The following is a 25,642-nucleotide window of genomic DNA, read 5'->3' as shown; positions in this document are numbered from 1 at the left end:
GCCCGTCAGGCCAAGCCGGTGACGCGCATTGTGAGGTTCAGCCGGCCCGACGCCAGTCCGCAGGCCGGATCGGCGGTGCCGGGGTAAATCTTGGGTACACCGTGGTAGGCGAAGCGGCTGGGGCCGCCGAAGACAAACAGGTCTCCGGAGCGGAGCCTGAGATCGGTGTACGGTTTGGTGCGGGTCTGCGTGTTGCCGAAGCGGAAGAGACAGTCGTCTCCGACGCTGAGGGAGACCACGGGCAGGTCCGTTTTCTCGTCCTTGTCCTGGTGCATGCCCATTTTGGCGGTATCAGCGTAGAAGTTGATGAGCGCCGTGTCGGGTTTGTAGGCCGCCGCCGCGGACTCCGCCACCTCAGGACCGTAGGCGTCGATCAGTGCCCTGCGTCCCCACCCGGCCAGCCACTCGGGAAACTCAAGCACCCGGCCGCCACCGGCATCCTCGGCCACGCGGGAATACTTGTAGGGCTGCCAGTGCCACCCCAGGCACACGGTTTGAACGCTCATCTCATGCCCGCCTGGCAGCTTGGCGGCCCGGAAGGGCACCGGACCGCGTCCCCACGTGCGGCAGGCATCCACCAGTTCGGCCTGCTGTTCCAGGCTGAGCCAGCCGGGCACATGGACGGCGCCGGGAGCGACCTCCACTGGTTCGGCCGGAACAGGATCGAAGAGGGCGTTCAAGCGGCTGCCTCCAGCGTGAGCAGGATCTGTTTGGCTTCGGTGCCGCCCAAATAGCCGCCGAAGCTGCCGTCGGAGCGGACCACCCGATGGCAGGGAACTACGACAGGTAAGGGATTGGTGCCGCAGGCGGTGCCGACCGCGCGCACGGCCTTGGGGTTGCCGGCGGCTGCGGCGACCTGGGCGTAGCTTTCGGTCTGGCCATAGGCGATCTGCGGCAGGTGGGCGAGCACCTCGCGGCGGAACCCTTTGGCCAGCCGCCAGTCCAGCGGCAGTTCGAACGCTCGGCGGTGCCCCGCGAAGTACTCGTCCAGTTGGCGCACCGCGGCCTCCAGCCGGGCGGGGGAGTACAGGATGCGGGGGCTGATTCTGTCCGCTAGCTGCTCCAGCACGGTGTCGTGGTTTTCCCGGTCGAAGGCGACACGGACCAGGCCCTGGTCGGTGGCGGCAAGCAGCAGTTTGCCGATGGGAGTGTCCAGGGTTGTGTAGGACAAGTCCAGCAAACCGGCTTCGGCGGCAGCGGCCGCCAGCCGCGTCCGCAGTGCGAGGAGCGTGGCAGGATCAACGGCCCGCAACGGGGCCGGCAGGGCGGCGGACTCCGGTTCAACGGTGTTCATCGGGCCCCTCCTTTCGGAACGGAAATGCAGGTGGAAGCCGGCACTGAACCGACCGGAACGGGAACCGGAGCCACGGACGCTGCGTCCGGGGCCAAATAGATCCGCCGCAGGTTCTTGATACCGTCCGAGGCCGCACGCCGGACTGCTTCCGGAGTTGAACCGGTGATGGCGGCAACCTCCCGGTGGGGCAGGCCGGCCAGATAGTGGTACGCGATGGCCTCCCGCTGCCGGTCCGGAAGCGACTTGACCGCATCCCACAGATCTTGGTCTGCTTCCGGCGGGTCGGCGGAAGGACGTTCGGGCAGCTCTTCCACCGGCACCGGATTGCGCGCCCGTTTCCGGGTGACATCAATGGCTTTGCGGTGCGCGATGGTCACCAGCCATGCCTCCGTATTGGCCGCTTCGGGCAGCTCCGGGTAGGCCTTGAGGGCGGACAGGAACGTTTCGGACCAGGCATCCTCGGCCTCGTCCGGTCCCAGTACGGCGCGGCAGACCCGCAGGACCATCGCGCCGTGCTCGGTGACGAGCTGCTCGAAGGGTTTCATGCTGTGTAAACGCTGCCGGAGTTCATGATGTGAGGTTACGTCCTAGAAAAGTTTGGCGGTTTTGATTTCCACAGGCTCCTCCAGCTCAAGCAGGAACCTTTTGCGCTCAAGTCCGCCGGCATAACCCACCAGCCGACCGTCTGCTCCCACAACCCGGTGGCACGGCACAATAATCGAGATCGGGTTGCGGCCATTGGCGTTGCCGACGGCCTGGGCAAGATGAGCGTCACCGAGTTCCCGGGCGAGCTGGCCGTACGAGCGGGTCTGGCCGTAAGGAATCCGCCGGAGCAAATCCCACACTTTCTGCTGGAACGCGTCGCCCTTGGGATTCAGCGGCAGGTCGAACTCGGTGCGCTTGCAGGCAAAATATTCCGACAGCTGGCGTTTGGCTTCGACAAACTCCGCGTCCACGCGGGGACCGAAGGCTTCGGCATCCGGCATCCGCTTGTGGGCGGGAAAATATGCGCCGGTCAGGGACCCGTCGACTGCCACGAGGGTGAGCTCGCCGATGGGTGTATCGATGACGGAATGCACTGCGGGCATGGGATCGCTCCTTCCACAACGCCATTATCTCCGATACGCAAACGTGCGGCCCGACGTTTGTGTGAGGTCAGGAACGACTGCGATAAATACGTAACGCGATTGTTTCTTATTCAATCGAAGCATAGGCTACCCTTACTTTTGTTCGTTACCTCTGAGCCGAGGAGTCCCATCGTGGCCCTTTCCCGTGTCCGCGGCATGCTTGCCGCAGCCGCCGTCGTTCTTCTGTCCGTATCCGCCTGTTCCACCGGTCCCGCCGATGGTTCCACAGGGGGTGAAACCGCCGCAGGGTCTTCGGACGCCTTCCCGGTGACCATTGAGCATGCCTTCGGCGAGACCGTCATCGAAGAGCAGCCCGAACGCGTGGCCACGGTTTCCTGGGTGAACGACGACGTGGCACTGTCGCTCGGCGTCGTCCCCGTCGGAATGCCTGCAGTCGAGTGGGGCGGTAACGATAACAAGTCCACGCCGTGGAAGGATGCCAAGCTGGAGGAGCTCGGGGCTCCCCTTGGTTCCGAGAAGGCCCCGAAGCTGTACTCCGAGGCCGACGGCATCGCCTTTGACGAGATTGCCGCGCTGACCCCGGATGTCATTCTGGCCGCGTACTCCGGCCTGACCCAGGAAGACTATGACACCCTGAGCAAGATCGCTCCGGTGGTGGCCTACCCGGAACTGGCCTACGGCACGGACTGGCAGGATTCGACGATGATGATCGGCGAGGCGCTGGGCAAGACCGAGGAAGCCAAGAAGCTGGTCGCCGAGACCGAGCAGACGATCGATGCCAAGGCGTCCGAGTACCCGCAGTTGGCCGGCAAGTCGTTTATCTACGGCAATCTGGAGCCTGCCAAGGGCGACGGCGTCAACGTCTACACGATGAACGACAACCGTCCGAAGTTCCTCACCAGCATCGGCATGAAGCAGGCTGACGTCGTCACCGAAGGCACCAGCGACTCCGGTGAGTTCTTCATCCCGTGGTCCGCAGAAAAGGCCAACGAGCTCGAATCGGACATTTTCGTCACTTGGGTACCCGATGCCAAGACCAAGCAGCAGGTCATCGAGGATCCGCTGCTGAGCCAGATTCCCGCCGTCGAAAATGACGCGTTGGTTGCCGATTCGGACAACACCCTGACGCTGTCCATCTCCGCCGCCTCTCCGCTGAGCCTGCCGTGGGCACTGGATGAGTTCCTGCCGATGCTCGGCGAAGCTGCCGACGCAGCGGAAGCCGCGAACGCCAAATAATCCCGCTACACATAGCAGCATAAGGGCGCCCGGTCTGACCGGGCGCCCTTATGCTGTCCATCACATAGTCTTGTTGTGCCCGGATGCGGGCGGAGGTATCTGTAGGCATAGGCACGACCAGCGGGGTGGGGCAGTGGTGGATACGGTCAGCGGAGCGCGGCGGGCGTTGTCGGGCGGCATGCTCATCACCGGCGTGCTGCTGGTCGCTGCCAATCTGCGGCCGGTCCTCACCAGCGTCGGACCGCTGCTGGACCAGATCGGGGCGGACACCGGCCTGGGCGCTGCGGCGCTGGGCCTGCTGGCTGCCGTCCCGCTGCTGGCCTTCGGCGTCATCTCCCCGCTGGCCCACGGGATAAGCGAGAAGTTCGGGGTGGAGCGTACCGTTTTCACCGCGCTCCTGCTGCTCATCGCGGGTACCTTCCTGCGGCCGGCCCCCGGCAGTATCGTCAATCTCTGGCTGGGAACGTTCATTATCGGCGCGGCCATCGCCGTCGGCAATGTGCTGCTGCCTGCGATCCTCAAGCGGGACTTCCCGGACAAGATGGCCACGCTCACCGGCGCCTATTCCGCTGTGCTCGGCGGCATTGCCTCGCTCGGCGCGGGGCTCTCGGTGCCGCTCTCACTGCTTCCAATTAACGACGGCGAACCGGCCGGCTGGCGCTTTGCGCTCGCCATCTACGTGGTGCTGTCTGTTCCTGCCGTGCTGGCCTGGCTGCCACGGCTGCGGGTCCGCGCCAGCTCGGCCCAGGCCCAACTCAATGCCGCAGTGCCGGCACCCGTCCGCGGGTCCGTGTGGAAATCCGGCGTCGCCTGGCAGGTCACGTTGTATATGGGGCTGCAATCCATGGCGTTCTACATTCTGATCACCTGGCTGCCCACGCTGGAACGCTCGCACGGACGCGGGGACGTCGCCTCCGGATGGGACCTGATGATGTTCCAGCTGATCGGCATCGTCTCCAGCCTGCTGACCCCGCTGATCCTGAAGGGGAAGGACCAGCGGTTCCCGGCCGCGTTGCCCCCGCTGCTGATTGTTGCCGGCGTGCTGGGCATCCTGCTCCTGCCCGGCGCCATGCTGCTGTGGGTGCTGGTGGCCGGGTTCGGCTGCGGCAGCTCGCTGGTGACGGCCTTGGCGCTGTTCGGCCTGCGCACCCGCACGCACCGGGAAGCCAGCGCACTCTCCGGGATGGCCCAGTCGATCGGCTACCTGCTGGCGGCCGCCGGGCCTCCGCTCTTCGGCGGACTGTTCGCAGCCACCGGCCGGTGGGAGGCTTCGCTGATCCTGCTGTGCGTGGTTTCCGCCGCGCAGGCAGTGACCGGCCTGTTCGCCGGCAGGGACAGGTTCGCTTTCGCCGGCTGAACCGGGCTCCGGGATCCGCTGGGGCCCCGGCGGCCGGTCAGGCTACCGGGACCCGGCGCGGCTTGCTCAGCCGGCCCCGATAATCAGCAGGGTCGCGGAGAACACCAGTCCGGAAGCGATCAGCGTGATAACGGTGTAACCGAGGATGTCCCGCATTTTCAGCCCGGCTATGGCAAGCAGCGGCAGCGCCCAGAACGGCTGGATCATGTTGGTCCACTGGTCGCCGTAGGACACGGCCATGATGGCTACCGCCGGATCCACGTCGAGCCGGGCAGCGGCGTCGAGCATGATGGGTCCCTGGACCGCGAACTGGCCGCCGCCGGAGGGGACGAAGAAGTTCACCAGCCCGGCGGAGAGCAGGGCGAGGAAGCCGAAGGTCTGCGGGGTGGAAACGTTCACGAAGAAATCGGACAGCACGGTGATCAGCCCGGTGGCGGTCATGATGCCCATGATGCCGGCGTAGAGCGGGAACTGGAGCAGGATGTCACCGACGTTGGACGCGGCATTCTTGATCAACGCGATCAGTTCGAACGGGTTGCGCACCAGCAGGAAGATCAGCGTCAGGAAGGACCAGTTCACAATGTCCAGGGTCAGCGTGCCGCCCTGGCTGAAGTGGATCACCAAGTAGGCCACCAGCGCCAGTCCGACCACCAGCGTCAGGATGCGGCTGGCGTCCACGCGGTCGGCGGGCGTGACCACCTCGTCGTCCAGATCCGCCTCGCCCTCGCGGGCATCCACCGCGAGCTCCACGATTTTGTCATCGCCGCGCGGCGCCACCAGGGCCAGCGCGCCCCCGACCACAATGACGGTGGCCACGGCGGCGAGGATGTTCCAGAGCGAGAACGTGGTTTCGCTGACCGGGATGGTGCGGCCGATTTGCTCGGCCAGGAAGGACCCCTCGGTGGCAGCGGTCAGCGGTCCGGAGCCGGAGTAGCCCATGTGCCAGACCACGAAGCCGGAGAAGGCGGCGGCGACCAGCATCGGGAAGTGCAGCCGCACGCCCTTGGCCCGCAGCTGGGCGGCAACCTCCTTGGCCAGCAGGGCGCCGACCACCAGGCCCAGTCCCCAAGTGATCAGGGAGGCGACCGCCGCGATGACGAAAACGAAAACGTAGGCCTGGATGGGCCCCCGCGGCAGGCCGCCCAGGAACGAGAGCAGTTTCCTGACCGGCCGCGTATTGGCCAGCGTGTGGCCCAGCAGCAGGATCAGCGCCATCTGCGTCATGAAGGCGAGCAGGCCGGACAACCCGTCGCCCCAGCCCTTGATGACCTCGACCGGTCCGGCGTCGGTGAGGATCAAGGCCATGATGGCCACGACCACGCTCAGCACGATCGCGAAGACCAGCGCACTGGGGATGTACCGCTCCACCAGCGAATTGACCGGGCGCATGAAAGCGGAGACCGGATTTCTTCCCTTGCTGCTTACAGATGACATGGAACCTCCTGCGTAGCGACGTCGTTGTCGGCGCGTAGGGCGCCAATTAGTTGCCTTAGACCCTTACCCTAGCGACGAGTATCACATTTGCGCGGGATCTCGGGAGCTGCCCGGTTGCGATACGGCCGTCCGCACGCCGCAAATTCCCGCCTCCATGGAAGCTGCCGCCGGTTGCGGGATAGGCTGAAACCATGAGCCAGACGAGCGCGCGCACCGAAAACTCAGCCCCCGCCACCGAGTACAGCACCAAGGGGGCCTACGTCCACACCGGCGAAGAGTTCACCCGGGACACCCATTACATCGAGGACAGGATTGTCCGCGGCGGCGACAACCCCAACGAAGGCCGCTGGCCGGTGGAGCCCGGCCGCTACCGCCTGGTCGCCGCGCGCGCCTGCCCCTGGGCCAACCGGACCATCATTGTCCGCCGCCTGCTTGGGCTTGAGGACGTGCTGTCCATCGGTATGCCCGGCCCTACCCATGACGCGCGCAGCTGGACCTTCGACCTGGACGACGGCGGCAAGGACCCGGTCTTGGGCATCGAGCGCCTGCAGCAGGCCTACTTCAAGCGCTTCCCGGACTACCCGCGCGGCATTACGGTTCCCGCCGTCGTCGATGTTGCCTCCGGCGCCGTGGTGACCAACAACTACCCGCAGATCACCCTGGACTTCTCCACCGAATGGACCGAGTTCCACCGCGACGGCGCGCCGGAGCTGTACCCGGAGCACCTGCGCGACGAGATGGCAGAGGTGAACAAGCGGGTATTCACCGAGGTCAACAACGGCGTCTACCGCTGCGGTTTCGCCGGATCGCAGGAGGCGTACAACAAGGCCTACGAGCGGCTCTGGACGGCGATGGACTGGCTCGAGGAGCGCCTCACCACCCGCCGCTACCTGATGGGAGAGACCATCACCGAAGCGGACGTGCGCCTCTTCACCACGCTGGTGCGCTTCGATCCCGTCTACCACGGCCACTTCAAATGCAACCGGAACAAGCTCACGGAGATGCCTGCGCTCTGGGGCTACGCCCGCGACCTGTTCCAGACCCCCGGCTTCGGCGACACCATCGACTTCGAGCAGATCAAGCAGCACTACTACATCGTGCACGAGGACATTAACCCCACGCAGATCGTCCCGCAGGGCCCGGACCTGGCCAACTGGCTGAGCGACCACGGCCGCGAGGCGCTCGGCGGCAGCCCCTTCGGCAACGGCACCGCACCCGGACCGGTCCGCGACTCGGAGCGGGTGAGTACCGGCCACAATCCGCTCTACCCGGCATGAACAACGATGGCGGGGCCTCCGCACAGACGCAGCTGCGGCCGAGGATTGCGGTCAGCTATGCGCAGGACTCGGCCTCCCATCCCGCGTGGTTCTCCGAAACGCTGGCGGATCTGGCCCGCCGCGCCGTCGCAGGCCTGGACGCTGCCGGGGCCAACGCCGTCGTTATCAATTCCGCCTCCGGGCACGTGTTCACCGCCAAGGATTACGACGGCGTACTCATCCTCGGCGGGGGAGACGTGGATCCGGCGCGGTACGGCGGCAATACCGATGAGCCCACGGTGCATTGCGTCGACACGGCCGCGGACGAGACCGAGATCGATCTGGTCATCGGCGCCGTGGAGAACGGCCGGCCGGTTCTGGGAATCTGCCGCGGACTGCAGCTCGTCAACGTGGCCTTCGCCGGTTCCCTGACCGAAGACCTGGGGCCGGAGTCCCGCCACAAGATCCACCAGGAACGGCCGCCGATGGCCACCCATCCGGTGGCGATCGGCCGCGGAACCTTGCTGGCCGGAGCGCTCGGCCCGGGCGAAACGATGGTGCGGTCCGGGCACCACCAGGCCGTCCGCCGGCTCGGCGATCGGCTTCGCGTAGTGGCGGCCGCCCCAGACGGTGTGGTGGAAGCGGTGGAGCTGGCACGCCGTGACGAGGGGTGGCTGCTTGCCGTGCAGTGGCATCCCGAGGCCGAGGGCACTCCAGACGGGCAGCTTGAGGCTCTGCTGGGGGCCTTCGTCACCGCTTGCCGGGAACGGACCGAACCGCCCGGACTCGCCTGAACTGGGTGCTGGGAGTGTGCCCGGCCTACGTGGCCAGGTGGTGGTCCGCGTAGATTTTCATCGCGTCCCGCACGAATCCAGCACCGGCCTCGCCGCCGTAGTTCGCGCCGAAACGCGTGTCCGCGACATACATGTCGCCCAGTCCGGTGAAGTACCCGTACGGGATTTCCTGGCCGCCGTTCGCGCTGGCGAGCCAGTCGAACTGCCGCTGGGCCAGGTCCTGGGCTTCATCGCTGTCCGCCGGGATGCCCGATGCTGCCGCGGCGGTCCAGGACGCCATGAGGTCTTTCGTCCGGTCCATCCAGGCCGTGCGTTCGCTCGAACTTAGATTGCGCCACCACTGGTCGCCCGCGGCGTAGGCCTCCGCACCCCAGCGTTCTTCGACCTCCTCTTTGTACTTCGTGTGGTCGAAACCATCGAACATTTCGTCAGCCATCAGCTGCTCGCCTCTTTCCGTCTTGTTGATTGTTGACCGGACCGACGCGATCTGGCGTTCGATCCGGTCCCGTTCCTGCAGCAGGATTTCCGGTGTCCGCGCAGTGCGGCAGTCGTTTCGGTGCGGCCGTGCACTACTTTGGCAATCTCCGGCAGACCCAGACCCAACTGGCGCAGCAGCAGGATACGCTGCAGCGTCAGCAAGGAGCCGTCGTCGTAATAGCGGTACCCGTTGTGGCCAACACGGCTGGGTTCCAGCAGACCGATCTCCTGATAGTGGCGCAGCGTCCTGCTGGTGGTGCCGGCGGCCCTGGCGACCTCTTGAATGGACCATTCCATGTGGCGGGCTCCCTTCTGCCTTTTCCATATCCTTCACTATCCGTGTTGACGCAACGTCAAGGTCAAGCCCTCCGGTAGCTCAACCGCCCGCCGGAAATTCAGCCGAATTCCCTCGTGCAGGCTCCGGCGGAGAGGCATGGGGCTACGATCGACAGCGTGACCAGACGCCGTGATAGCAGTGCAGCAGCTGATGCCGCGGCGCCTCATGGTCCAGGCCCCTCCCGCGCAGACATCCGGGTGCCTGCGGCGCTGGCCTTGGTGCTGGCTGTGTTCGGCGGCATCGGACTGGCGGTACAAGGACGGCTCAACAGCGAGCTGGGCGTGCAGTTGCAGGACCGGATCGGTGCCGCATTGATCAGCTTCGGCACCGGCTTCATCGCCGTGCTGGTGTTCGCTACGGTTCTTCCATCCGCGCGAGCCCGCCTGGGCCGGATGCCGAGCCTGTTCCGGCAACGGAGGTATCCGCCGTGGTACTTGCTGGCCGGACTGATCGGGGCGTTTTACGTTTTCACACAGACCGTCGCCGTTGGTCCCATCGGCCTGTCGCTGTTCACGATCGCCGTGGTTACCGGCCAGCTGGCCTCCGGCCTGGTTGTCGACCGGCTGGGGCTTGGCTCGGGGAAGAAGATCCCGGTCAACGGTGTCCGTATCGCCGGGGCTGCGCTGGCCCTGGCGGCCGCGGTGACGGCGGCGCTGCCGCATTTCGGGAACTCCCTTAACACCGGGCTGCTGGTCCTGCTCATGCTGCTGCCGCTGGCGGCCGGACTGATGCAGAGCGTGCAGCAGGGCATGCTGGGGCAGATTGCAACGGTGCATGGAAGCCCGGTCATCTCCACCTTGTTCAACTTCGGCGCCGGTACGTTGGCGCTGCTGGCGGTCTGGACAGTCCAGGCTGCGATCAGCGGGCAGGCCGGACTCCTCACCCCGCAGTGGTGGCTGTACACAGGCGGTCCGCTGGGAACGTTGGTGCTGGGCGCTGCGACGCTTAGCGTGGCGAACACCGGCGTTCTGCTCACCAGCCTGGGCATGATCGGCGGCCAGTTGGTGGGTTCGCTGGTCCTGGACATCCTCTGGCCCACGGCCGGAAGCCTCGTCGGCGCGGCGACCGTTGCCGGCATCGTGCTGACCTCGCTGGCGCTGGTCATCGCCTCCCGGCCGTGGCGAGGGAAAGGGTGGGCACGCCGATAGCGGAGCGGTTCCGCCCAGCGACCCGGCTGGTTAGCTCGTAGAGCGGAAAGTTTCCATCTGCCGGTAGCGGCGCAGCAGGCTCTCACGCCGGTGGTTGTCGTCGCCGGCGGTCAGCTCAATGTGGCGTTTACCGAACCGCCACAGCAGCACGTCGTCGAGCAGCCGGTCCGGGCCGGGGGAGTAGCGGTGCTCCAGCGCCTCGCGGACCCTGGTAATCACCTCCGCCTGGAGCAGGTCGACGAGATCCGTGGTGGTCTTCAGCCCGTGTGCGGCCAGGAGCTCGGCGGCCCAGCCCCAGTCGTCGTCGGACTTGCGGTCCACATGGGGCAGCAGCGTCTGCCACACTTCGCGGATCCGCCGCGGTGTCAGCGGCGCTGCGCCTTCCCCCTCCTCGTCCCAGTAACCGGTGACTGTCTCGTAGCGCTCGTGCAGTTCCGAGAAGGTGGACTCCACTGTCTCGAGCATCGCGGCCGTGGCGGTGAACTGCCGGTCGAAATAGGGACTCCACGCCCGCGGGTTGGAGGCTTTGAACCGGATGTCGTGCTCGATCTCGGACCAGGCGTGGGCCAGGATGGTGCGGATCTGGACCTCGAACACATGGCTGCCGTTGGGTCTGGTCGGTTCGCCGAGCGCCTCCTGGAAACGCTTGACAGCGGAGTTCTGGATGGTGCGGATGAGCAGGTGCCTGCTGGAGTAGCCGTACGTGCCGGACTCGATGGAGCCGATGTCCTTCTCCCGGTCTGCCCGGATGTCGAATTCGCTGCGCTGGCGTTTGATCAGGCTGGCCGCCTCGCGGATCTCGTGCGGCAGGCTGACGATCACCCGGACACCGACCATGTCGTGCATATCGCGCAGCGGATCGGGGTATTCGAGGGTCGGCGCATCACCTGCGACGGCAGGTTGCAGGGTGCGGGAAGCCTTTTCCCGGAACGAGGCGACGGTCTTGGTCCGTGCCGTGACGAACAGCGGCTTCAGCTCCGTCTCCTGGAAGATATCCCGGATGGTCGTCCGCATCTCGCGGGTGACTGCTTCGAGCTCGGGGCGCACACGTTCGAACTGTTTGGTGCTGGCTTCGACGGCCGGGCGCAGCTGATCATCCAGCCGGTCCCAATGCGTACCCATGATCGGCTCCCTCGGGCGTGCGTCAGTGCAGTGCAGGGTGCTGCACCACGAACAACCTACCAAGTCCTCCGGTGCCTACCGGTACTTTCGGTGCTGGTCCTCCTTCGTGGAGGGGCCTTCAGCCGGCTCGGAGATCCACGGTCCGGTTCCTTCGGAGGGATCGATGACGCCGCGCTCGAGCCAGACGTAGTCTCCATCCAGCACCTTGCCGGCCAGCCGCCGGTCCGGGGCGTCCGAGTTCCGCCAGAGCTCGGTGAACAGCTGCCGGACGCGCTCGCGGGACTGCAGGCAGAAGGCATCCGCCAGTTCGTAGGCGCTCTTTCCTTCGGCAGGATTCTGGCTCCGCAGCAGTTCGGCCCTGCTGCAGACTGCGGCCATGGCAAAGAGTTCTGCGCCGATATCCACGATCCGGCCCAGGAAAACCTGCCGGTGTTCCAGCTTGGCCTGCCAGCGGCCCATGCCGGCGAAGGTGTGCCGGGCGAGCTTCCGCGAGGACCGCTCGACGAACCGCAGGTGCCCGGCCAACCGTCCGAATCCGCCGTACGACTTGGGGTTCATTCCCTGCCCGGCCAGCAACTGCGGCAGCCAGCGGGCGTAGAAGCCGCTGGCGCCGATGGCAGCCCGGGCCTTGGCGGCCAGGTCGGCGTCCGCCGAGGCAAGGTCTCCGGCGGCGGCCAGGTGGGCGTCCACGGCCTCCCGCGCAATGAGCAGGTGCATGATTTCGGTGGAGCCCTCGAAGATGCGGTTGATCCGCATGTCCCGCAGTTGCTGCTCGGCCGGCACGGCCCGTTCGCCGCGGGCAGCCAGGGAATCGGCAGTCTCGAAGCCGCGTCCGCCGCGGATCTGCACCAGCTCGTCCGCAACTTTGTAGGCCATTTCGCTGGACCAGAGCTTGGCAAGCGCCGCCTCGATCCGCACGTCTTTCATGCCGGCGTCGGCCAGCGCCGCAGACAGCTCGAAAACCGACTCCAAGGCAAATGCGGTGGCGGCGATAAAGGCGATCTTCTTCCCCACGGCCTCGTGGCGGCCCACCGGTCGGCCCCACTGGACCCTCACGTTGGACCACTCGCGGGCGATCTTCAGCGACCACTTTCCGGACGCCGCGCAGAGGGCCGGCAGGGCCAGCCGCCCGGTGTTCAGCGTGGTCAGCGCGATCTTCAGGCCCTTGCCTTCGCCGCCCAGCCGGTTGGCCGCCGGCACTGTGACATTGTCGAAGCGGGTTAGCCCGTTTTCGATGCCCCGCAGCCCCATGAAGGCATTGCGGTTTTCCACCGTGATGCCAGCCGCGTCGGCCTCGACGACGAAAGCGGAAATGCCGCCCGGTCCGCCGTCGTGCGCCGGAACCTTGGCCATGACCACCACGAGTTCGGCGATGACCCCGTTGGTGGTCCAGAGCTTGCTGCCGTTGATCACGTACGATTCGCCGTCGTCGGTGGGGGTTGCCGTGGTACCGAGCCGGGCCGGGTCCGAGCCGACGTCGGGCTCGGTGAGCAGGAACGCCGAGACCGCTCCCGCGGCACACCGGGGCAGGAACCGCTGTTTCTGGTCCTCGCTGCCGAAGACCTTGACGGGCTCCGGCACGCCGATGGACAGGTGCGCCGAGAACAGGGCGCCGAGGCTTGGATGCACGGATCCCAGCAGCATCAGTGCGCGGCCGTAGTAGGTCAGGGACAGGCCCAGACCGCCGTACTTCACCGGGATTTTCATGCCGAACGCGCCGAGTTCCGCCAGCTCCGCCAGATACTCGTCCGGGATCTTCGCGTCTCGTTCGATCCGGGCGCCGTCCATCGTCCGCGCATACTTTTCCAGCCGTGCCAGGAACGCGTCGCCGGCTGCCGCGTCTTCGGGTGCGGGCACCGGGTGCGGGTGGATGAGGTCCATTTCGAAGCGGCCCAGATAGAGGCTCTTGGCAAAACTCGGCCGCGTCCATTCCGCCTCGCGGGCGGCTTCGGCGACAGCGCGTGCGTCGCGTTCCGTGACGTCGGCGCTCTGGCCGGTGGGCAGGTGCTGTTCAGTTCCGGTGCTCATGGCAGTCCCCTTTGACCAGGGCCTGCGGCAGGCCGGAGACCCTTTAGCTGTCCTTCAATGTTACTCCCGGGTAGGCGTTTTTGTTACTGCCTGGTACGAGGCTGTGGGTAGTGCGGCAGGTGTGGCGGACACGGCGTGGTTCAGGTGCGGGGGAATAATACTTATTAGCTGAAGCTTCAAGTAATTAGACAATTGGAACCCCGACCCGGGAGCAGCATGGATTTCGGCATTTTTACCTTCGGCGAACTCACCCGCAATATCGACAGCGGCAAATCCCTCTCGCCCCGCCAGCGGCTGACCGAGCTGATCGAGCTGGCCAAGATCGCGGACCAGGCCGGCATCAAGTTCCTGGGCCTTGGCGAGCACCACCGCCATGATTTCGCCATTTCCGCGCCGGAGGTCGTGCTCGCTGCCATTGCGCGGGAGACCAAGAACCTCCGGCTGGCCACCGCCGTCACTGTCCTGTCCACCCAGGACCCGGTCCGGCTGTTCGAGCAGTTCGCGACGCTGGACTTGATCTCGGACGGCCGCGCGGAAATCATCGCCGGCCGCGGCGCCTTCACCGAGTCCTATCCGCTGTTCGGCTACGACATGGCGGACTACGATGCCTTGTTCGAGGAGAAGCTGCAGCTGCTGCTGGCCGCCCGCGAACAGGAAAACCTGACGTGGCGGGGCAACGTCCACCACAGCATCCACGGAATGGAGGTCGCTCCGCGCCCACTGCAGGAGAAGCTGTCGGTCTGGGTTGGCGTCGGCGGCACGCCCGCGTCCTTTGAACGCGCCGGCCGGCTGGGGTTGCCGCTGTATGTGGCACTGCTGTCCGGGCCGCAGCACTTCGCGCGGCTGGTGGAGTACTACCGCGAATCAGCCGCAGCCCACGGCCATGATGCCGCCGCTCTGCCCGTCGGGACCGGCGGCCACTTCTTCGTGGCGCCCAGCTCGCAGCAGGCGCGCGACACGTTCTACCCGTACTACCGCGCGTACTTCGAGCAGAATATGCCGCGGAAGATGGGGCACTTTCCGCGTGAAACCTTCGAGGCCTGGGCCGGGCCCGGCGGCGGCCTGCTCGCCGGCAGCCCGCAGGAGGTCATCGATAAGATCATGGAACAGTACGAGATCTTCGGCCACGACCGCTACATGGCGCAGGTGGGCCTGGGCGGCCTGCCGTTCGCCGACACGGCCCGGTCCATTGAGCTGCTCGCCACCGAAGTGATGCCGGTGGTGCAAAAGGAAACCCACCCCGCCAAGCAGCCGTAACCGCTGGCCGGGCCGGCATTCAGCCCCAGCCGCTCAGCCCTCTGCCGTTGCCAGCAGGTCCAGGATGGCGGCGGCGCAGGCTTCGGGCTGCTCCCAATGCACCAGATGGCCGGCGTCCGGAATCAGTGCGTGGCGCCACGTGGGGTGCGAGGCAAGGAAATCCTGCACGGTGTCCGGCGGCCGCGTGGCATCCCGGACTCCGGTGACCACGAGCGTGGGGGCCGTGATTGTGTCCGGCACATCCTCCGCCGCGCCGGTGAGGCCGGCCAGCATGCTCGAACGTACGACGGCGGCGGGCAGCCGGAAGGGGGCCAGGAACCTTTCGAGGTCCGCACCTTGCGGCACGTTGCCGCCGCGGAACCAGGCGGCGATCATTTCTTCGGCGGCTTCCTCGCCCGGCTGTTCCGGTCCGCCGAACAGGCGGGTGAGGCGCTCCACGGTTGCCTGCGACGGTTTGACCGGGACCATCCCTGCCAAGGTGAGTGACGCCGTCGTACGCGGAAAACGGGCGGCGATGGTGGCCGCGATGCTGCCGCCGAGCGAGTGGCCCACCCAGTGCACCGGTCCGGCGGCGGCGAATCTGAGCGCGAAGTCCGCGGCGACGTTTTCCACCGTCCACTCGAAATCCGGTTCCAGCGGTCCGCGGTAGCCGGGCAGGTCCAGGTTCAGCACCTCGTGCCCGGCCTCGCGCAGGTAGCCGGCGAGCGGATTCCAGTAGCTGGCGGGGCAGGCCCAGCCGTGCAGCAGGACGATCGGTGCGGACATGCTTCGAGTATGCCCGAGGCTGGTGTCCGAGGCGGATGTCCGGTGGCTGTTTCCGGGGGAGTGGCGGCATGCCGTGGGGTAGGGAACCCCGGCCAGGCAAACACTGGCCGCCAATTAGGGCAGTAAATCGTTTCTTAATGTGCGCCACAGTAGGCTAGCCTTACTTAAGTCTTTTTCGGTAGGTCAGGAGGTGGACTGTGGGAGCAGAGGTGTCCGTGCCAGCCCGCATCGATCAGCGCCCCCGCGGCCCCGTGCCCGAGGGCGCTTCCGCTGGTTCCGAGCATCTCGCCGCAGTGCCCCGGCCCTCGGCGAAGCCCGGAAACCGCCGCGCGCTCGCGGGCATCCCCGTGGTGCTGGCAGTACTCGCCGTGGTCTGCTTCGCCTCGCTGGCGTTCGGCGCCCGGCCCATCAGCTTCGAAACGCTCATCGCGGCCCTGACGGATTTCGATCCGGCCAACGGCGACCATGCCGTGGTGCACTCGCGGATTCCGCGAACCGTGGCGGCCCTGCTGGTCGGCGCGGCTCTCGGCGTTGCCGGCGCCGCAATGCAGGGCGTGGCCCGGAACCCGCTGGCCGACCCGGGCATCCTCGGCGTGAACGCCGGCGCTGCGCTCGCAGTGGTGACGGGCATCTACGTCTTCGGCATCAGCAACCTGACCGGCTACATCTGGTTCGCCTTCGTCGGCGCGGCTGTTGCCGCCGTCGTTGTTTATGGCATTGCCAGCCTGGGCCGCGAGGGCGCGACGCCGATCAAACTGGCGCTCGCCGGCGCGGCGCTCACCGCCGGCCTCAGCTCGCTCATGAACGCCTTTCTGGTCAGCAGCCAGGACACTCTGGACGCCTTCCGGTTCTGGCAGGTCGGCAATGTCAGCGGGCGCGGCTGGGACGTCATCCTGCCGGTCGTTCCGTTTATTGCCGTCGGCCTGCTGATAACGCTGCTCACCGGCCGGATCCTGAACAACCTTTCGCTGGGCGACGATGTGGCGCGCGGCCTCGGGCAGAAAGTGGGCCTCTCCCGCGCCATCACCGCCCTCGGGGTGGTCATCTTGTGCGGCGCGGCGACGGCGCTGGCCGGGCCGATTGCCTTCGTGGGGCTGGTCATTCCGCACATGGTCCGCGCGTTCACCGGGCCGGACTACCGCTGGATCCTGCCGTTCTCGCTGGTGCTGGCGCCGGTGCTGCTGCTGGGCGCGGACATTGTGGGCCGGCTGATCGCGCTGCCTGGCGAGGTCCAGGCCGGGATCATGACCGCCATCATCGGCGCACCCGTCTTCATCTGGCTGGTCCGGCGGCGGAAGGCGGCGGGACTGTGAGCAAGGTTCTGCAGGGCGCAGGGGCGGTACCGGACAGTGCAAAACGGTTCCCGGCTGCGGAAACGGTGCGGACCAGCACCGTTCCCGCAGGCCAGCACCGATCTCGCGAAGTTGAGGCTGGCTCCGGTAGCGCGGGGAAGGCCGCCGGTGCCAGTTCCAGAGGCGGGGCTGGCTCCGGTTCCACCGGCAAGCCGGCACGTCCGGGCCGTCAGCGCTATGCCAGCCGCCACCGCCAGCGCCGCCGCCGCGCGGTGGTCGCCGGATTGGGCGCCGCCGTCGTCGTTCTCTTCTTTGTCAATGTCCTGCTGGGCAGCTACACCGTGACCATTCCCGACTTTTTCCGGCTGCTCGGCGGCGCGGACATTCCGGGCGCGAGCTTCATCGTGATGGAGAACAAGCTGCCGCGGGCGGTGACCGGCACGCTGATCGGCGTGGCGTTCGGTCTGGCGGGCGCGATCTTCCAGACAATGCTGCGCAACCCACTGGCCAGTCCGGACATCATCGGGATCAGCTACGGTGCCAGCGCCTCGGCTGTGGCCGCCATGGTGATCTTCGGGCTGACCGGCGTGGCCGTCTCGGCCGCCGCGATGATTGGCGCGCTGGTGATCGCCCTGCTGATCTACCTGGTGTCGCACCGCTCCGGCGTGTCCGGCGGGGCCAGCGCGCGGCTGATCCTGATCGGCATCGGGTTCGCCGCGATCATGCAGGCCGTGGTCGGCTACCTGATGACGCGCACAGACATCCGTACCGCGCAGGGGGCGCTGGTCTGGCTCAACGGCTCGCTGAACTCCAGCAACTGGGACCGTGCGGCCGTCCTCGCCGCCAGCCTGGTGCTGCTGCTTCCGGCCGTGGCGATGCTCTCGCGCAGCCTCCGCGGCCTGGAAATGGGCGACGACGCCGCAGCCGGCCTGGGCGTTCGCGTGGGGCCAGCGCGGCTGGGACTGGTGGTCACCGCGGTGCTGCTGGCCGCCGTCGCTACTGCGGCAGCCGGACCGGTGGCTTTCGTGGCGTTCCTCGCCGGGCCGATTGCCCGCCGGCTGCTGGGCGGCGCCGGTTCGCTGGTTGCCGCGGCCGGTGTCGGCGCCGTGATCGTGCTCGCCGCGGATTTCGCCGCCGCCAACCTGATTCCAATGTTCCTGACCAACGGCACGGCTTTGCCGGTGGGAGTGGTGACCGGCGCCCTCGGCGCCCCGTTCCTGCTCTGGCTGCTGGTCACTACCAACCGCGTCGGCCGAGGAGGCTAAATGCGCACTCTCCAGTCCCGGAACCTGACGCTGGGCTATGACCAGCGCACGGTGGTGCAGGACCTCACGGTGGAACTGCCGGCGGGGCAGGTGTCCATCATTGTGGGCGCCAACGCCTGCGGGAAGTCCACCCTGCTGCGCGGGCTCGCCCGGCTGCTCAAGCCCACCGCCGGCACGGTGATGCTGGACGGCAAGGACATCCACGCCCGCTCCACGCGCGAGGTGGCCCGGATCCTCGGCCTGCTCCCGCAGACGCCCACGGCACCGGACGGGATCAGCGTCGCCGAACTCGTGGGGCGCGGCCGCTATCCGCATCAGGGCTGGTTCCGGCAATGGACCGCCAAGGACGACGACGCCGTCAACACGGCCATGGCGGCAACGGACACCGAAGAGTTGGCCGCACGGGACGTGGACGAGCTCTCCGGCGGCCAGCGCCAGCGGGTCTGGATCGCGATGGCCCTGGCCCAGGAAACGGACATCCTGCTGCTGGACGAGCCCACCACCTTCCTAGACGTCACCCACCAGATCGAGGTGCTGGACCTGGTCACGGATCTGAACCGGCGCAAGGGAACCACCGTGGCCATTGTGCTGCATGACCTGAACCTGGCCGCGCGCTACGCGGACCATCTGATCGCCATGAAGGCCGGCGAAGTGGTGGCCGAGGGAGCGCCGTCGGAGGTCGTGACCGAGCAACTGGTATCCGACGTCTTCGGGCTCGAATCCCGCGTGATTCCCGATCCGGTGTCCGGCACGCCGATGGTCGTCCCGGTAGGACGCCACCACAGCAACGGCGGCAGCATGCCGTCCGCAGCATGACCGCCGCCAAGCACGCCCCTTCGAACGGAGAATCACGATGACGGCACTCGCCACCGAAACAGCAGTCACCCCCGTCCTGGCTTTCGACGTCGCTGTCGCAGCCGTGCGGGAACTGTCCCCGAACTTCCGCCGGATCACCTTCACCGGAGAAGGCCTCAGGCTCTTCGGCGTCGACGGCCCCACACTGGACCTGCGCATCAAGGTGGTGGTTCCCGACCTGGATGCTGACGGTCGCGAGATCCCGCTGCCGCCTTTCGGTGACCCCCGCGCGCCGGAATCCGGCCCGGGCGCCACCGCGCTGACTGGAGGCTGGTACCAGCACTGGCTGTCCCTCGACGAGCGCACGCGCGGTTCCATGCGCACCTACACGGTCCGCGACTTCCGCCATGGCGAAATCCCGGAGCTCGACGTCGACTTCGTGATGCATTTCGACGCCGACGGCAACGGCGGGCCGGCTTCGCTGTGGGCGGACCGCGCGGTGGCCGGGGACCGGGTCACGATCATCGGGCCCAATGCCGGCGCCGTTAACTGCACCACGGCCAAGAACTACGGCGGCATCGAGTGGCGTCCCGGTCTGGCGTCGCACGTGCTGCTGGCCGGCGATGAAACCGCAGTCCCGGCGATCGCCGCCATCCTGGCAGCGCTGCCAGCGGACATGACCGGCAACGCCATCCTCGAAGTGCCCGACGCCGCGGACTTCCAGGAGCTGATGACGGCGGCCAACATGGAAATCAGCTGGCTGGCGCGCGGTGGCCGCCCGCATGGCGAGCTGCTCGATGCCGCGGTGCGGGACGCCGTCCTTGTTCCCGGGGCTGGCCTGCGCCAAGGCGAGGGCGACGAACCCGAGGACGTCGACATCGACAAGGTCATCCTGTGGGAAACCACAGTGGAATCCACCCGGCCGTTCTACGCCTGGATCGCCGGCGAGGCCGCGGTCATCCGGGAGCTGCGCCGTTACCTGGTGCGGGACGTCGGGATCGACCGCAAGCAGGTGGCGTTCATGGGTTACTGGCGGCAGGGCAAGGCCGAAGCCTGAGGTCCATGCGGATTGGCCTTCCGCTGCCCGGCGTCGGCGAGAATTGAAGTATGACCATCGCCAAGTCCGTCCTGCTCTTCGCCCTGGCCGCCCTCGCCGAGATCGGCGGCGCCTGGCTGATCTGGCAGGCGGTGCGCGAAGACCGGGCCTGGTGGTTTGCCGGGCTGGGAGTCATGGCCTTAGGTGCCTACGGCTTCATCGCCGCGCTCCAGCCTGATGCCAACTTCGGCCGAGTGCTGGCCGGCTACGGCGGGATCTTTATTGCCGGCTCGCTGGCCTGGGGCATGGTGATGGACGGTTTCCGGCCGGACCGCTGGGACTATGTCGGGGCCGCGATTGCCCTGGTCGGCGTGGCCGTGCTCATGTACGCCCCGCGCGACGGCGCCTGACCCCGGCCGGACCCCGCCTGTTCAGAACAGCTCCACCACACCCCGCCCGGCAAGGCCCAGCGGTACCGGGAAACCAGTTGTGCCGTCGCCCGTGCCCGGCAGAAGCAGGAGCATCCCGGCCGCGTTGAGGACAATCAGGTCGGACCTTCCGTCGGCATTGAAGTCGCCGGGCGTGGCAACGGACATCACTCTGAACCGCACTCTTCCAGCCGGCACCGGGTCCTCAACCTGCCCGCTGCCGGTTCCGGCCAGCAGCCAGAATCTGCCGGCTGCGTCCTGAGATATAATGTCGGCCGTTCCATCGCCGTCGAAGTCGCCGGGGGAGAATACGCGGGCGGGCGGGCGGCTGCCGTGCAGGATCAGCGTCCGCGGCCGCAGGCCGGACGCGCCTCCCCGATGCAGCCAGAGCGCCCCGCCGTTGTCGCGGGTGATGACGTCGGGCCGGGAATCGCCGTCGAAGTCGCCGGGCAGGAAGAAATCGCGCACGCCGGTCCAGCCCGAGCCGAGTACCCGGGGATGCGTGGTCCCGCCATAGCCGTCGCCGGGGTGGAGCAACAGCACGCCGTTCCGGTGCAGGGTGAGGATGTCATGGCGGCCATCGCCGTCGAAATCACCGGCCGAGTCCATCGCCCTGGCCGCGGGCCACTTCCCGGCGCCGGTACTCGCCGTTCCCAGGCGGCCGGCCGGGGACGACGGAACAAACCAGAGGGATCCGTCCCGCATGCGGGCAAAGAACTCGCTCCGGTTCTCCGGGGAGAAGGTGCGCGAATAGACCCGGACCGGCGGTGCCTGCGCCGGCGTCGTTTCATAGTCGTCTGCCGAAGCCTCCACATTGCCGCTGAGGGTCACGCCGCGCCAGTCCGGCGTCAAGGACAAGACCCGGTGGTAGCCGTCGGGGTGCCCGTCCAATGCGTCCCGCCAACTGTAGTCGTAGGTGAGGACGGAGCCCGGCGCGGAGAATTCGAAGCCTTCCAAAGACAGCTGCCCGCCCACCACCGGCTCGCCCGCAATCACCGGCGGCGAGACAATTTCGATGTCCCGCGGCACCAGCCCGACGGCGGGCACTGCGGCGGGGGTACTGGTCGAGTGTGAGGGCAGCTTGCCGGCTTCCAAAGCCGGCTGCGGAACAAACAGGCATAGGACGCAGACAATTCCGGCCAGCCGATGCTGGCCGCCGCGGGCCTGGGCATGCGCCATCTCTGTTTCCCCGAAGGAGGCTGTCCGGATCCGCCCCGCCCGGACCTTTCAGAAGTACTCTCCAGCGTACGCCGCGCCTGCTCCGCGGGGAACGGGCACAGAACGTGCCGACGCTTGGTCGAGGCCGGATATTGCTTCGGTCCCGTCACAATTGCCCTGCATTGCGAAAAATAAAGCGATTCACGCATTTTGCTTGCACGATGCCACCTCTGCACGCTACCGTGTGAGCCTGCTCACCTAGCGGTGGGCAGTGCTTATGATCTGCGGCGGGAGAGTCCTGCCGGTACATTCAGCAGGCGCCGTAGGAGCAAACCCTCCCCGGGAATCTCTCAGGCCCAAGTACCGCCGCGGATAGGCAACTCTGGAAAGCAGTCAGGCAGCAGTCTGGCTCACCGACGGTGCAAGCGGCGCCTGCGAGAGCAGGGGACGCGGAATCTCTCAGGTCCATGACAGAGCGGGGAGGAGCCCGAATCAAAGTGTCACAGCAGTGGCACTTGAACGATGGAGTTCCTCATGACCATTTCACCTGCCTCCACCGCGATGGGCGAAGCCCCTCACCTTGATCGCCACAACGCCGAAGCCAGCGAGAACTCCACCACGGTGGAAGCCAGATAGTCCTGCCCGGACAGCCCTGGGCATTACCGATTTCGTTCACAGCGCTGATCAGCGCGTTCACGCATAGGAGCACAACGCCATGACCGACGTTCTTTGGTTTTCCGAACTTGGCCTGTCCGACCTCGAGAGGGTCGGAGGCAAAAACGCCTCCCTCGGCGAGATGATCCGAGGCCTGGCCACGGCCGGGGTCAGGGTTCCTGACGGTTTCGCCACGACGGCGGACGCCTACCGGCGTTTCCTGCGCGAGTCCGGCCTTGACGATCGGATCGCCGCGATCCTCCACGACTTGGACAGCGACGACGTGACCGCCCTGGCCGAGGCCGGCACGCAGATCCGGGACCTGATCCGCCATACCCCGTTCCCGGCAGGTTTCGAGGAGCAGATCCGGGCCGCGTACGGCGAGCTGGTTGAAAGCCACAGCGGGGATGCGGAGGTGTCCTGGGCGGTCCGCTCCAGCGCCACGGCCGAGGACCTGCCGGATGCTTCCTTTGCCGGCCAGCAGGAGACCTTCCTGAACATCCGGGGCGTGGAGAACATCCTCCATGCGATCAAGGACGTCTTTGCTTCGCTCTACAACGACCGGGCCATTGCCTACCGCGTCCATCACGGCTTCACCCATTCGGAGGTTGCCCTCTCGGCCGGTATCCAGCGCATGGTCCGCTCCGACATCGGCACCTCCGGCGTGATGTTCACGATGGATACCGAGTCCGGCTTCAACGACGCCGTGTTCATCACCTCCTCCTACGGTCTGGGCGAAGCCGTGGTCCAGGGAGCGGTGAACCCTGACGAGTTCTACGTGTACAAGCCTGCCCTGGCCGCGGGCCGTCCGGCGGTCCTCAAGCGCGGACTCGGCGAAAAAGCCGTCCAGATGACCTACACCGAGTCCCGCGAGGTCGGCCGGACGGTCGATTTCGTACCCGTGCCCCGCGAGCAGCGCGGCAGGTTCAGCCTCAGTGACGCCGAAGTCGAACAGCTCGCCCGGCATGCGGTGGCGATCGAAGCCCATTATGGCCGTCCCATGGACATTGAGTGGGGCAAGGACGGCGTGGACGGTGAACTGTACATCCTGCAGGCCCGCCCCGAGACCGTCCAGTCCCGCCAGGCCAGCGGCACCATTTCGCGCTACCAGCTCAACGAGCACTCCAAGATCCTGGCCGAAGGCCGGGCCATCGGTCAGCGGATCGGCGCTGGCCAGGTGCGCGTGCTGACGTCGATCGACCAGATGGCCTCGTTCCAGCCCGGCGACGTCCTGGTCGCGAACATGACCGACCCGGACTGGGAACCGATCATGAAGAAGGCCGCGGCGATCGTGACCGACCGCGGCGGCCGCACCTGCCACGCGGCGATCATCGCCCGCGAACTGGGCATCCCGGCTGTGGTCGGCACCGGAAACGCGTCCCGGGTCCTGGCCGACGGCGCACCGGTGACCGTCTCCTGCGCGGAGGGCGAGGCCGGACTGGTCTACGAGGGACTGCTCGATTACACGCTGCACGAAACCACTGTGGACACGATGCCGCCGGCGCCGGTTCAGATCATGATGAACGTAGGCACCCCCGAACAGGCCTTTAGCTTCTCCCGGCTCCCGCACAGCGGCGTCGGCCTGGCCCGCCTGGAGTTCATAATTAACCGGCAGATCGGCATCCACCCCAACGCCCTGCTGGCCTTGGAAGGCGAGATCGAGCGCCCCGCCGCGCTGTCCGACTACACGGTGCAGCAGATCCGGGAAAAGACTGCCGCCTACGACGGGCCCCGGGACTACTACGTCCGCCGGCTGGCCGAGGGCATCGCCACCATCGCCGCCGCCTTCGCGCCGGAACCGGTGATCATCCGGCTCTCGGACTTCAAGTCCAACGAGTACGCCAACCTGCTCGGTGGCCCTGCCTTCGAGCCGGTCGAAGAGAACCCGATGATCGGCTACCGCGGTGCCTCCCGGTACCTCTCGCCGTCGTTCCGCAAGGCGTTCGAGCTCGAGTGCGAGGCCCTGAAGTTCGCGCGCAACGAGATGGGCCTGTCCAACATCAAGCTCATGGTCCCGTTCGTGCGCACCCTTGAGGAAGCGCAGGGGGTGACCGAGCTGCTCGCCGCCAACGGCCTGCGCCGCGGCGAGGACGGGCTTCAGATCGTGATGATGTGCGAACTGCCGGCCAACGCCCTGCTGGCCGATGAGTTCCTGGATTACTTCGACGGCTTTTCCATCGGCTCCAATGACCTGACCCAGCTCACGCTCGGCCTGGACCGGGACTCGGCGCTCGTCGCCGACGGCTTCGATGAACGCAACCCCGCGGTGAAGAAGCTCCTGGAGATGGCGATCGCCGCCTGCCGTGCCCGCGGGAAGTACGTCGGCATCTGCGGCCAGGGCCCCAGCGACCATGCGGACTTTGCCGAATGGCTGCTGGAGCAAGGCATCAGCTCGATCTCGCTCAACCCCGACGCCGTGACGGACACCTGGCTGCGCCTGGCCCGGACCGGCAACGGCTCCACGGTCTCGAGCGCAGTTCCGGGAAAGACCCGTTGACCAACACCAGCGGACTCAAAACCACGGGAGCGGAGCGCTCACCCGCTCCCGTGGTTTTCTTCCTTTCGAACAGCACCGGCATCACCGCCGAGACTCTGGGAAACACTTTGCTGACACAGTTTCCCGGCCATCGGTTCGAACGCCGGACCATTCCCTTTATCACCACCGCCGAGGAGGCAAGGCGTATCGTCCACACGATTGACGGCCTCGCGGCGACGGGCCCGCGGCCGATCGTCTTCTCGACGGCGGTCAATCGGGACATCCGCGCGATCCTCTCGCAGAGCAAGGGGCACTTCGTGGACCTGTACGATGCCCACATTGCACAGTTGGAGAGCGCCCTGCAGGCAACAGCTAGCGGGGAAGCTGGCAAGGCCCACGGCGTTGGCGACGCCATCCGTTATCAGTCCCGCATGACCGCCGTCGAGTACGCCATGGAACATGACGACGGCCAGTCCATCCGCGCACTCTCGCGCGCAGCACTTATCCTCATCGCTCCGTCGCGCTGCGGCAAAACTCCAACAGCAATGTACCTGGCGCTGCAGCACGGGATTTTGGCTGCGAACTTCCCGCTGATCGAGGAGGATTTTTCCCGGCAGTCGCTCCCGGATCCGCTGCTGCCCCATATCCACAAATGCTTTGGGCTGACCTCCCTGCCGGTCAGGCTCAACCAGATACGCCAGGAACGCCGCCCCGGCACCACCTACGCCTCGCTGGCCCAATGCAGCTACGAACTGCGTAACGCCGAGGAGATGTACAGGTCCAACGGGGTGCCCTACATGAACTCCGCTTCCATGTCGGTCGAGGAAATTTCCGCCACGATCCTCCAGCGGATGCAGCTGAGCCACTGACTATCCAAACGTCGGCACCTCGCGCATCAGCCCGTCTGAAGCTGACCCCCAACCGTCACACCGAAACGTTTGTTAA

The 25,642-nt window shown here is 66.8% G+C and carries 22 protein-coding genes, 1 pseudogene and 1 riboswitch; of the genes and pseudogenes, 13 read left to right on the top strand and 10 right to left on the bottom strand.

From position 1 onward, the window contains the following. Positions 1-5: 5 nt before the first annotated feature. Genes AC20117_RS03235 through AC20117_RS03220 form a run of 4 tightly spaced genes read right to left on the bottom strand, consistent with a single transcriptional unit; the run spans position 6 to position 2,382 of the window. Entirely contained in the window at positions 6-680 is a 675-nt protein-coding gene (locus tag AC20117_RS03235) for an alpha-ketoglutarate-dependent dioxygenase AlkB family protein (RefSeq protein WP_074701014.1), read from the bottom strand. Then, positions 677-1,294 carry a methylated-DNA--[protein]-cysteine S-methyltransferase gene (locus tag AC20117_RS03230; RefSeq protein ID WP_083339754.1) on the bottom strand — a complete coding sequence of 206 codons (618 nt, stop codon included), beginning with the start codon at positions 1,292-1,294 and terminating at the stop codon, positions 677-679. Before AC20117_RS03230 ends, AC20117_RS03235 begins: the two co-directional genes overlap by 4 nt. Then, positions 1,291-1,839: an RNA polymerase sigma factor gene (locus AC20117_RS03225; RefSeq protein WP_083339755.1), complete on the bottom strand. Its 549-nt coding sequence runs from the start codon at positions 1,837-1,839 to the stop codon at positions 1,291-1,293. Before AC20117_RS03225 ends, AC20117_RS03230 begins: the two co-directional genes overlap by 4 nt. Positions 1,840-1,881: 42 nt before the next feature. Then, entirely contained in the window at positions 1,882-2,382 is a 501-nt protein-coding gene (locus AC20117_RS03220; RefSeq protein ID WP_074701015.1) for a methylated-DNA--[protein]-cysteine S-methyltransferase, read from the bottom strand. 195 nt (positions 2,383-2,577) lie between these two features. Here AC20117_RS03220 and AC20117_RS03215 point away from each other — a divergent pair, with 195 nt between their 5' ends. Together AC20117_RS03215 and AC20117_RS03210 are read left to right on the top strand one after the other, a co-directional pair. Further along, positions 2,578-3,618, top strand: coding sequence for an iron-siderophore ABC transporter substrate-binding protein (locus tag AC20117_RS03215; RefSeq protein WP_083339975.1), 1,041 nt, complete (start codon positions 2,578-2,580; stop codon positions 3,616-3,618). A gap of 133 nt (positions 3,619-3,751) precedes the next feature. Next, positions 3,752-4,975, top strand: coding sequence for a CynX/NimT family MFS transporter (locus AC20117_RS03210; RefSeq protein WP_211482310.1), 1,224 nt, complete (start codon positions 3,752-3,754; stop codon positions 4,973-4,975). Between the two features lie 66 nt (positions 4,976-5,041). On the opposite strand, the gene AC20117_RS03205 is transcribed toward AC20117_RS03210, so the two are convergent. After that, on the bottom strand, positions 5,042-6,409 hold the full coding sequence (locus tag AC20117_RS03205) for a short-chain fatty acid transporter (RefSeq protein WP_074701018.1): 1,368 nt from the start codon (positions 6,407-6,409) through the stop codon (positions 5,042-5,044). A 191-nt stretch (positions 6,410-6,600) separates the two neighbouring features. On the opposite strand from AC20117_RS03205, the gene AC20117_RS03200 reads away from it, so the two are divergent. Next, complete coding sequence (locus tag AC20117_RS03200) at positions 6,601-7,686, top strand: glutathione S-transferase family protein (protein ID WP_074701019.1); 1,086 nt, start codon at positions 6,601-6,603, stop codon at positions 7,684-7,686. Further along, entirely contained in the window at positions 7,683-8,459 is a 777-nt protein-coding gene (locus AC20117_RS03195; protein WP_074701020.1) for a gamma-glutamyl-gamma-aminobutyrate hydrolase family protein, read from the top strand. The genes AC20117_RS03200 and AC20117_RS03195 overlap by 4 nt, the downstream gene beginning before the upstream one ends. Before the next feature lie 25 nt (positions 8,460-8,484). Here the strand turns inward: AC20117_RS03195 and AC20117_RS03190 are convergent. Beyond that, positions 8,485-9,233: pseudogene (locus AC20117_RS03190) on the bottom strand (MerR family transcriptional regulator). 156 nt (positions 9,234-9,389) lie between these two features. Between AC20117_RS03190 and AC20117_RS03185 the strand changes: the two are divergent. Continuing rightward, positions 9,390-10,421 (top strand): DMT family transporter, encoded by a 1,032-nt coding sequence (locus AC20117_RS03185; RefSeq protein ID WP_139186791.1) that lies wholly within the window; start codon positions 9,390-9,392, stop codon positions 10,419-10,421. Positions 10,422-10,451: 30 nt separating this feature from the next. On the opposite strand, the gene AC20117_RS03180 is transcribed toward AC20117_RS03185, so the two are convergent. Both AC20117_RS03180 and AC20117_RS03175 read right to left on the bottom strand, forming a co-directional pair. Further along, on the bottom strand, positions 10,452-11,543 hold the full coding sequence (locus AC20117_RS03180) for a GTP pyrophosphokinase (RefSeq protein ID WP_074701021.1): 1,092 nt from the start codon (positions 11,541-11,543) through the stop codon (positions 10,452-10,454). A gap of 75 nt (positions 11,544-11,618) precedes the next feature. After that, positions 11,619-13,571: an acyl-CoA dehydrogenase family protein gene (locus AC20117_RS03175; protein ID WP_074701022.1), complete on the bottom strand. Its 1,953-nt coding sequence runs from the start codon at positions 13,569-13,571 to the stop codon at positions 11,619-11,621. Between the two features lie 216 nt (positions 13,572-13,787). Here AC20117_RS03175 and AC20117_RS03170 point away from each other — a divergent pair, with 216 nt between their 5' ends. Beyond that, positions 13,788-14,828, top strand: coding sequence for an LLM class flavin-dependent oxidoreductase (locus AC20117_RS03170; protein ID WP_074701023.1), 1,041 nt, complete (start codon positions 13,788-13,790; stop codon positions 14,826-14,828). 33 nt (positions 14,829-14,861) lie between these two features. On the opposite strand, the gene AC20117_RS03165 is transcribed toward AC20117_RS03170, so the two are convergent. Beyond that, on the bottom strand, positions 14,862-15,593 hold the full coding sequence (locus AC20117_RS03165; RefSeq protein ID WP_074701024.1) for an alpha/beta fold hydrolase: 732 nt from the start codon (positions 15,591-15,593) through the stop codon (positions 14,862-14,864). A 341-nt stretch (positions 15,594-15,934) separates the two neighbouring features. On the opposite strand from AC20117_RS03165, the gene AC20117_RS03160 reads away from it, so the two are divergent. The 5 genes from AC20117_RS03160 to AC20117_RS03140 all read left to right on the top strand — a co-directional run bounded on the left by AC20117_RS03160 (position 15,935) and on the right by AC20117_RS03140 (position 20,391). After that, entirely contained in the window at positions 15,935-16,906 is a 972-nt protein-coding gene (locus tag AC20117_RS03160; RefSeq protein ID WP_170837990.1) for a FecCD family ABC transporter permease, read from the top strand. Between the two features lie 251 nt (positions 16,907-17,157). Then, on the top strand, positions 17,158-18,150 hold the full coding sequence (locus tag AC20117_RS03155) for a FecCD family ABC transporter permease (RefSeq protein WP_074703256.1): 993 nt from the start codon (positions 17,158-17,160) through the stop codon (positions 18,148-18,150). Continuing rightward, positions 18,151-18,966 (top strand): ABC transporter ATP-binding protein, encoded by an 816-nt coding sequence (locus AC20117_RS03150; RefSeq protein WP_074701025.1) that lies wholly within the window; start codon positions 18,151-18,153, stop codon positions 18,964-18,966. Positions 18,967-19,003: 37 nt separating this feature from the next. Beyond that, a complete protein-coding gene (locus AC20117_RS03145; RefSeq protein ID WP_074701026.1) occupies positions 19,004-20,002 on the top strand; it encodes a siderophore-interacting protein in 999 nt (332 codons plus the stop codon). 50 nt (positions 20,003-20,052) lie between these two features. Beyond that, complete coding sequence (locus tag AC20117_RS03140) at positions 20,053-20,391, top strand: YnfA family protein (RefSeq protein WP_074701027.1); 339 nt, start codon at positions 20,053-20,055, stop codon at positions 20,389-20,391. Positions 20,392-20,412: 21 nt separating this feature from the next. Here the strand turns inward: AC20117_RS03140 and AC20117_RS03135 are convergent, their stop codons facing one another. Continuing rightward, complete coding sequence (locus AC20117_RS03135; RefSeq protein WP_074701028.1) at positions 20,413-21,588, bottom strand: FG-GAP repeat domain-containing protein; 1,176 nt, start codon at positions 21,586-21,588, stop codon at positions 20,413-20,415. A gap of 257 nt (positions 21,589-21,845) precedes the next feature. Further along, positions 21,846-21,943: riboswitch (glycine riboswitch) on the top strand. Positions 21,944-22,282: 339 nt separating this feature from the next. On the opposite strand from AC20117_RS03135, the gene ppsA reads away from it, so the two are divergent. Both ppsA and AC20117_RS03125 read left to right on the top strand, forming a co-directional pair. Next, complete coding sequence (gene ppsA / locus AC20117_RS03130) at positions 22,283-24,718, top strand: phosphoenolpyruvate synthase (RefSeq protein WP_074701029.1); 2,436 nt, start codon at positions 22,283-22,285, stop codon at positions 24,716-24,718. After that, positions 24,715-25,566 (top strand): pyruvate, water dikinase regulatory protein, encoded by an 852-nt coding sequence (locus AC20117_RS03125; RefSeq protein WP_170064951.1) that lies wholly within the window; start codon positions 24,715-24,717, stop codon positions 25,564-25,566. The genes ppsA and AC20117_RS03125 overlap by 4 nt, the downstream gene beginning before the upstream one ends. Positions 25,567-25,642: the final 76 nt, after the last annotated feature.

This window comes from Arthrobacter crystallopoietes, assembly GCF_002849715.1.
Taxonomy (GTDB): Bacteria; Actinomycetota; Actinomycetes; order Actinomycetales; family Micrococcaceae; genus Crystallibacter; species Crystallibacter crystallopoietes.
This window is presented reverse-complemented; position numbering and strand designations above follow the sequence as displayed.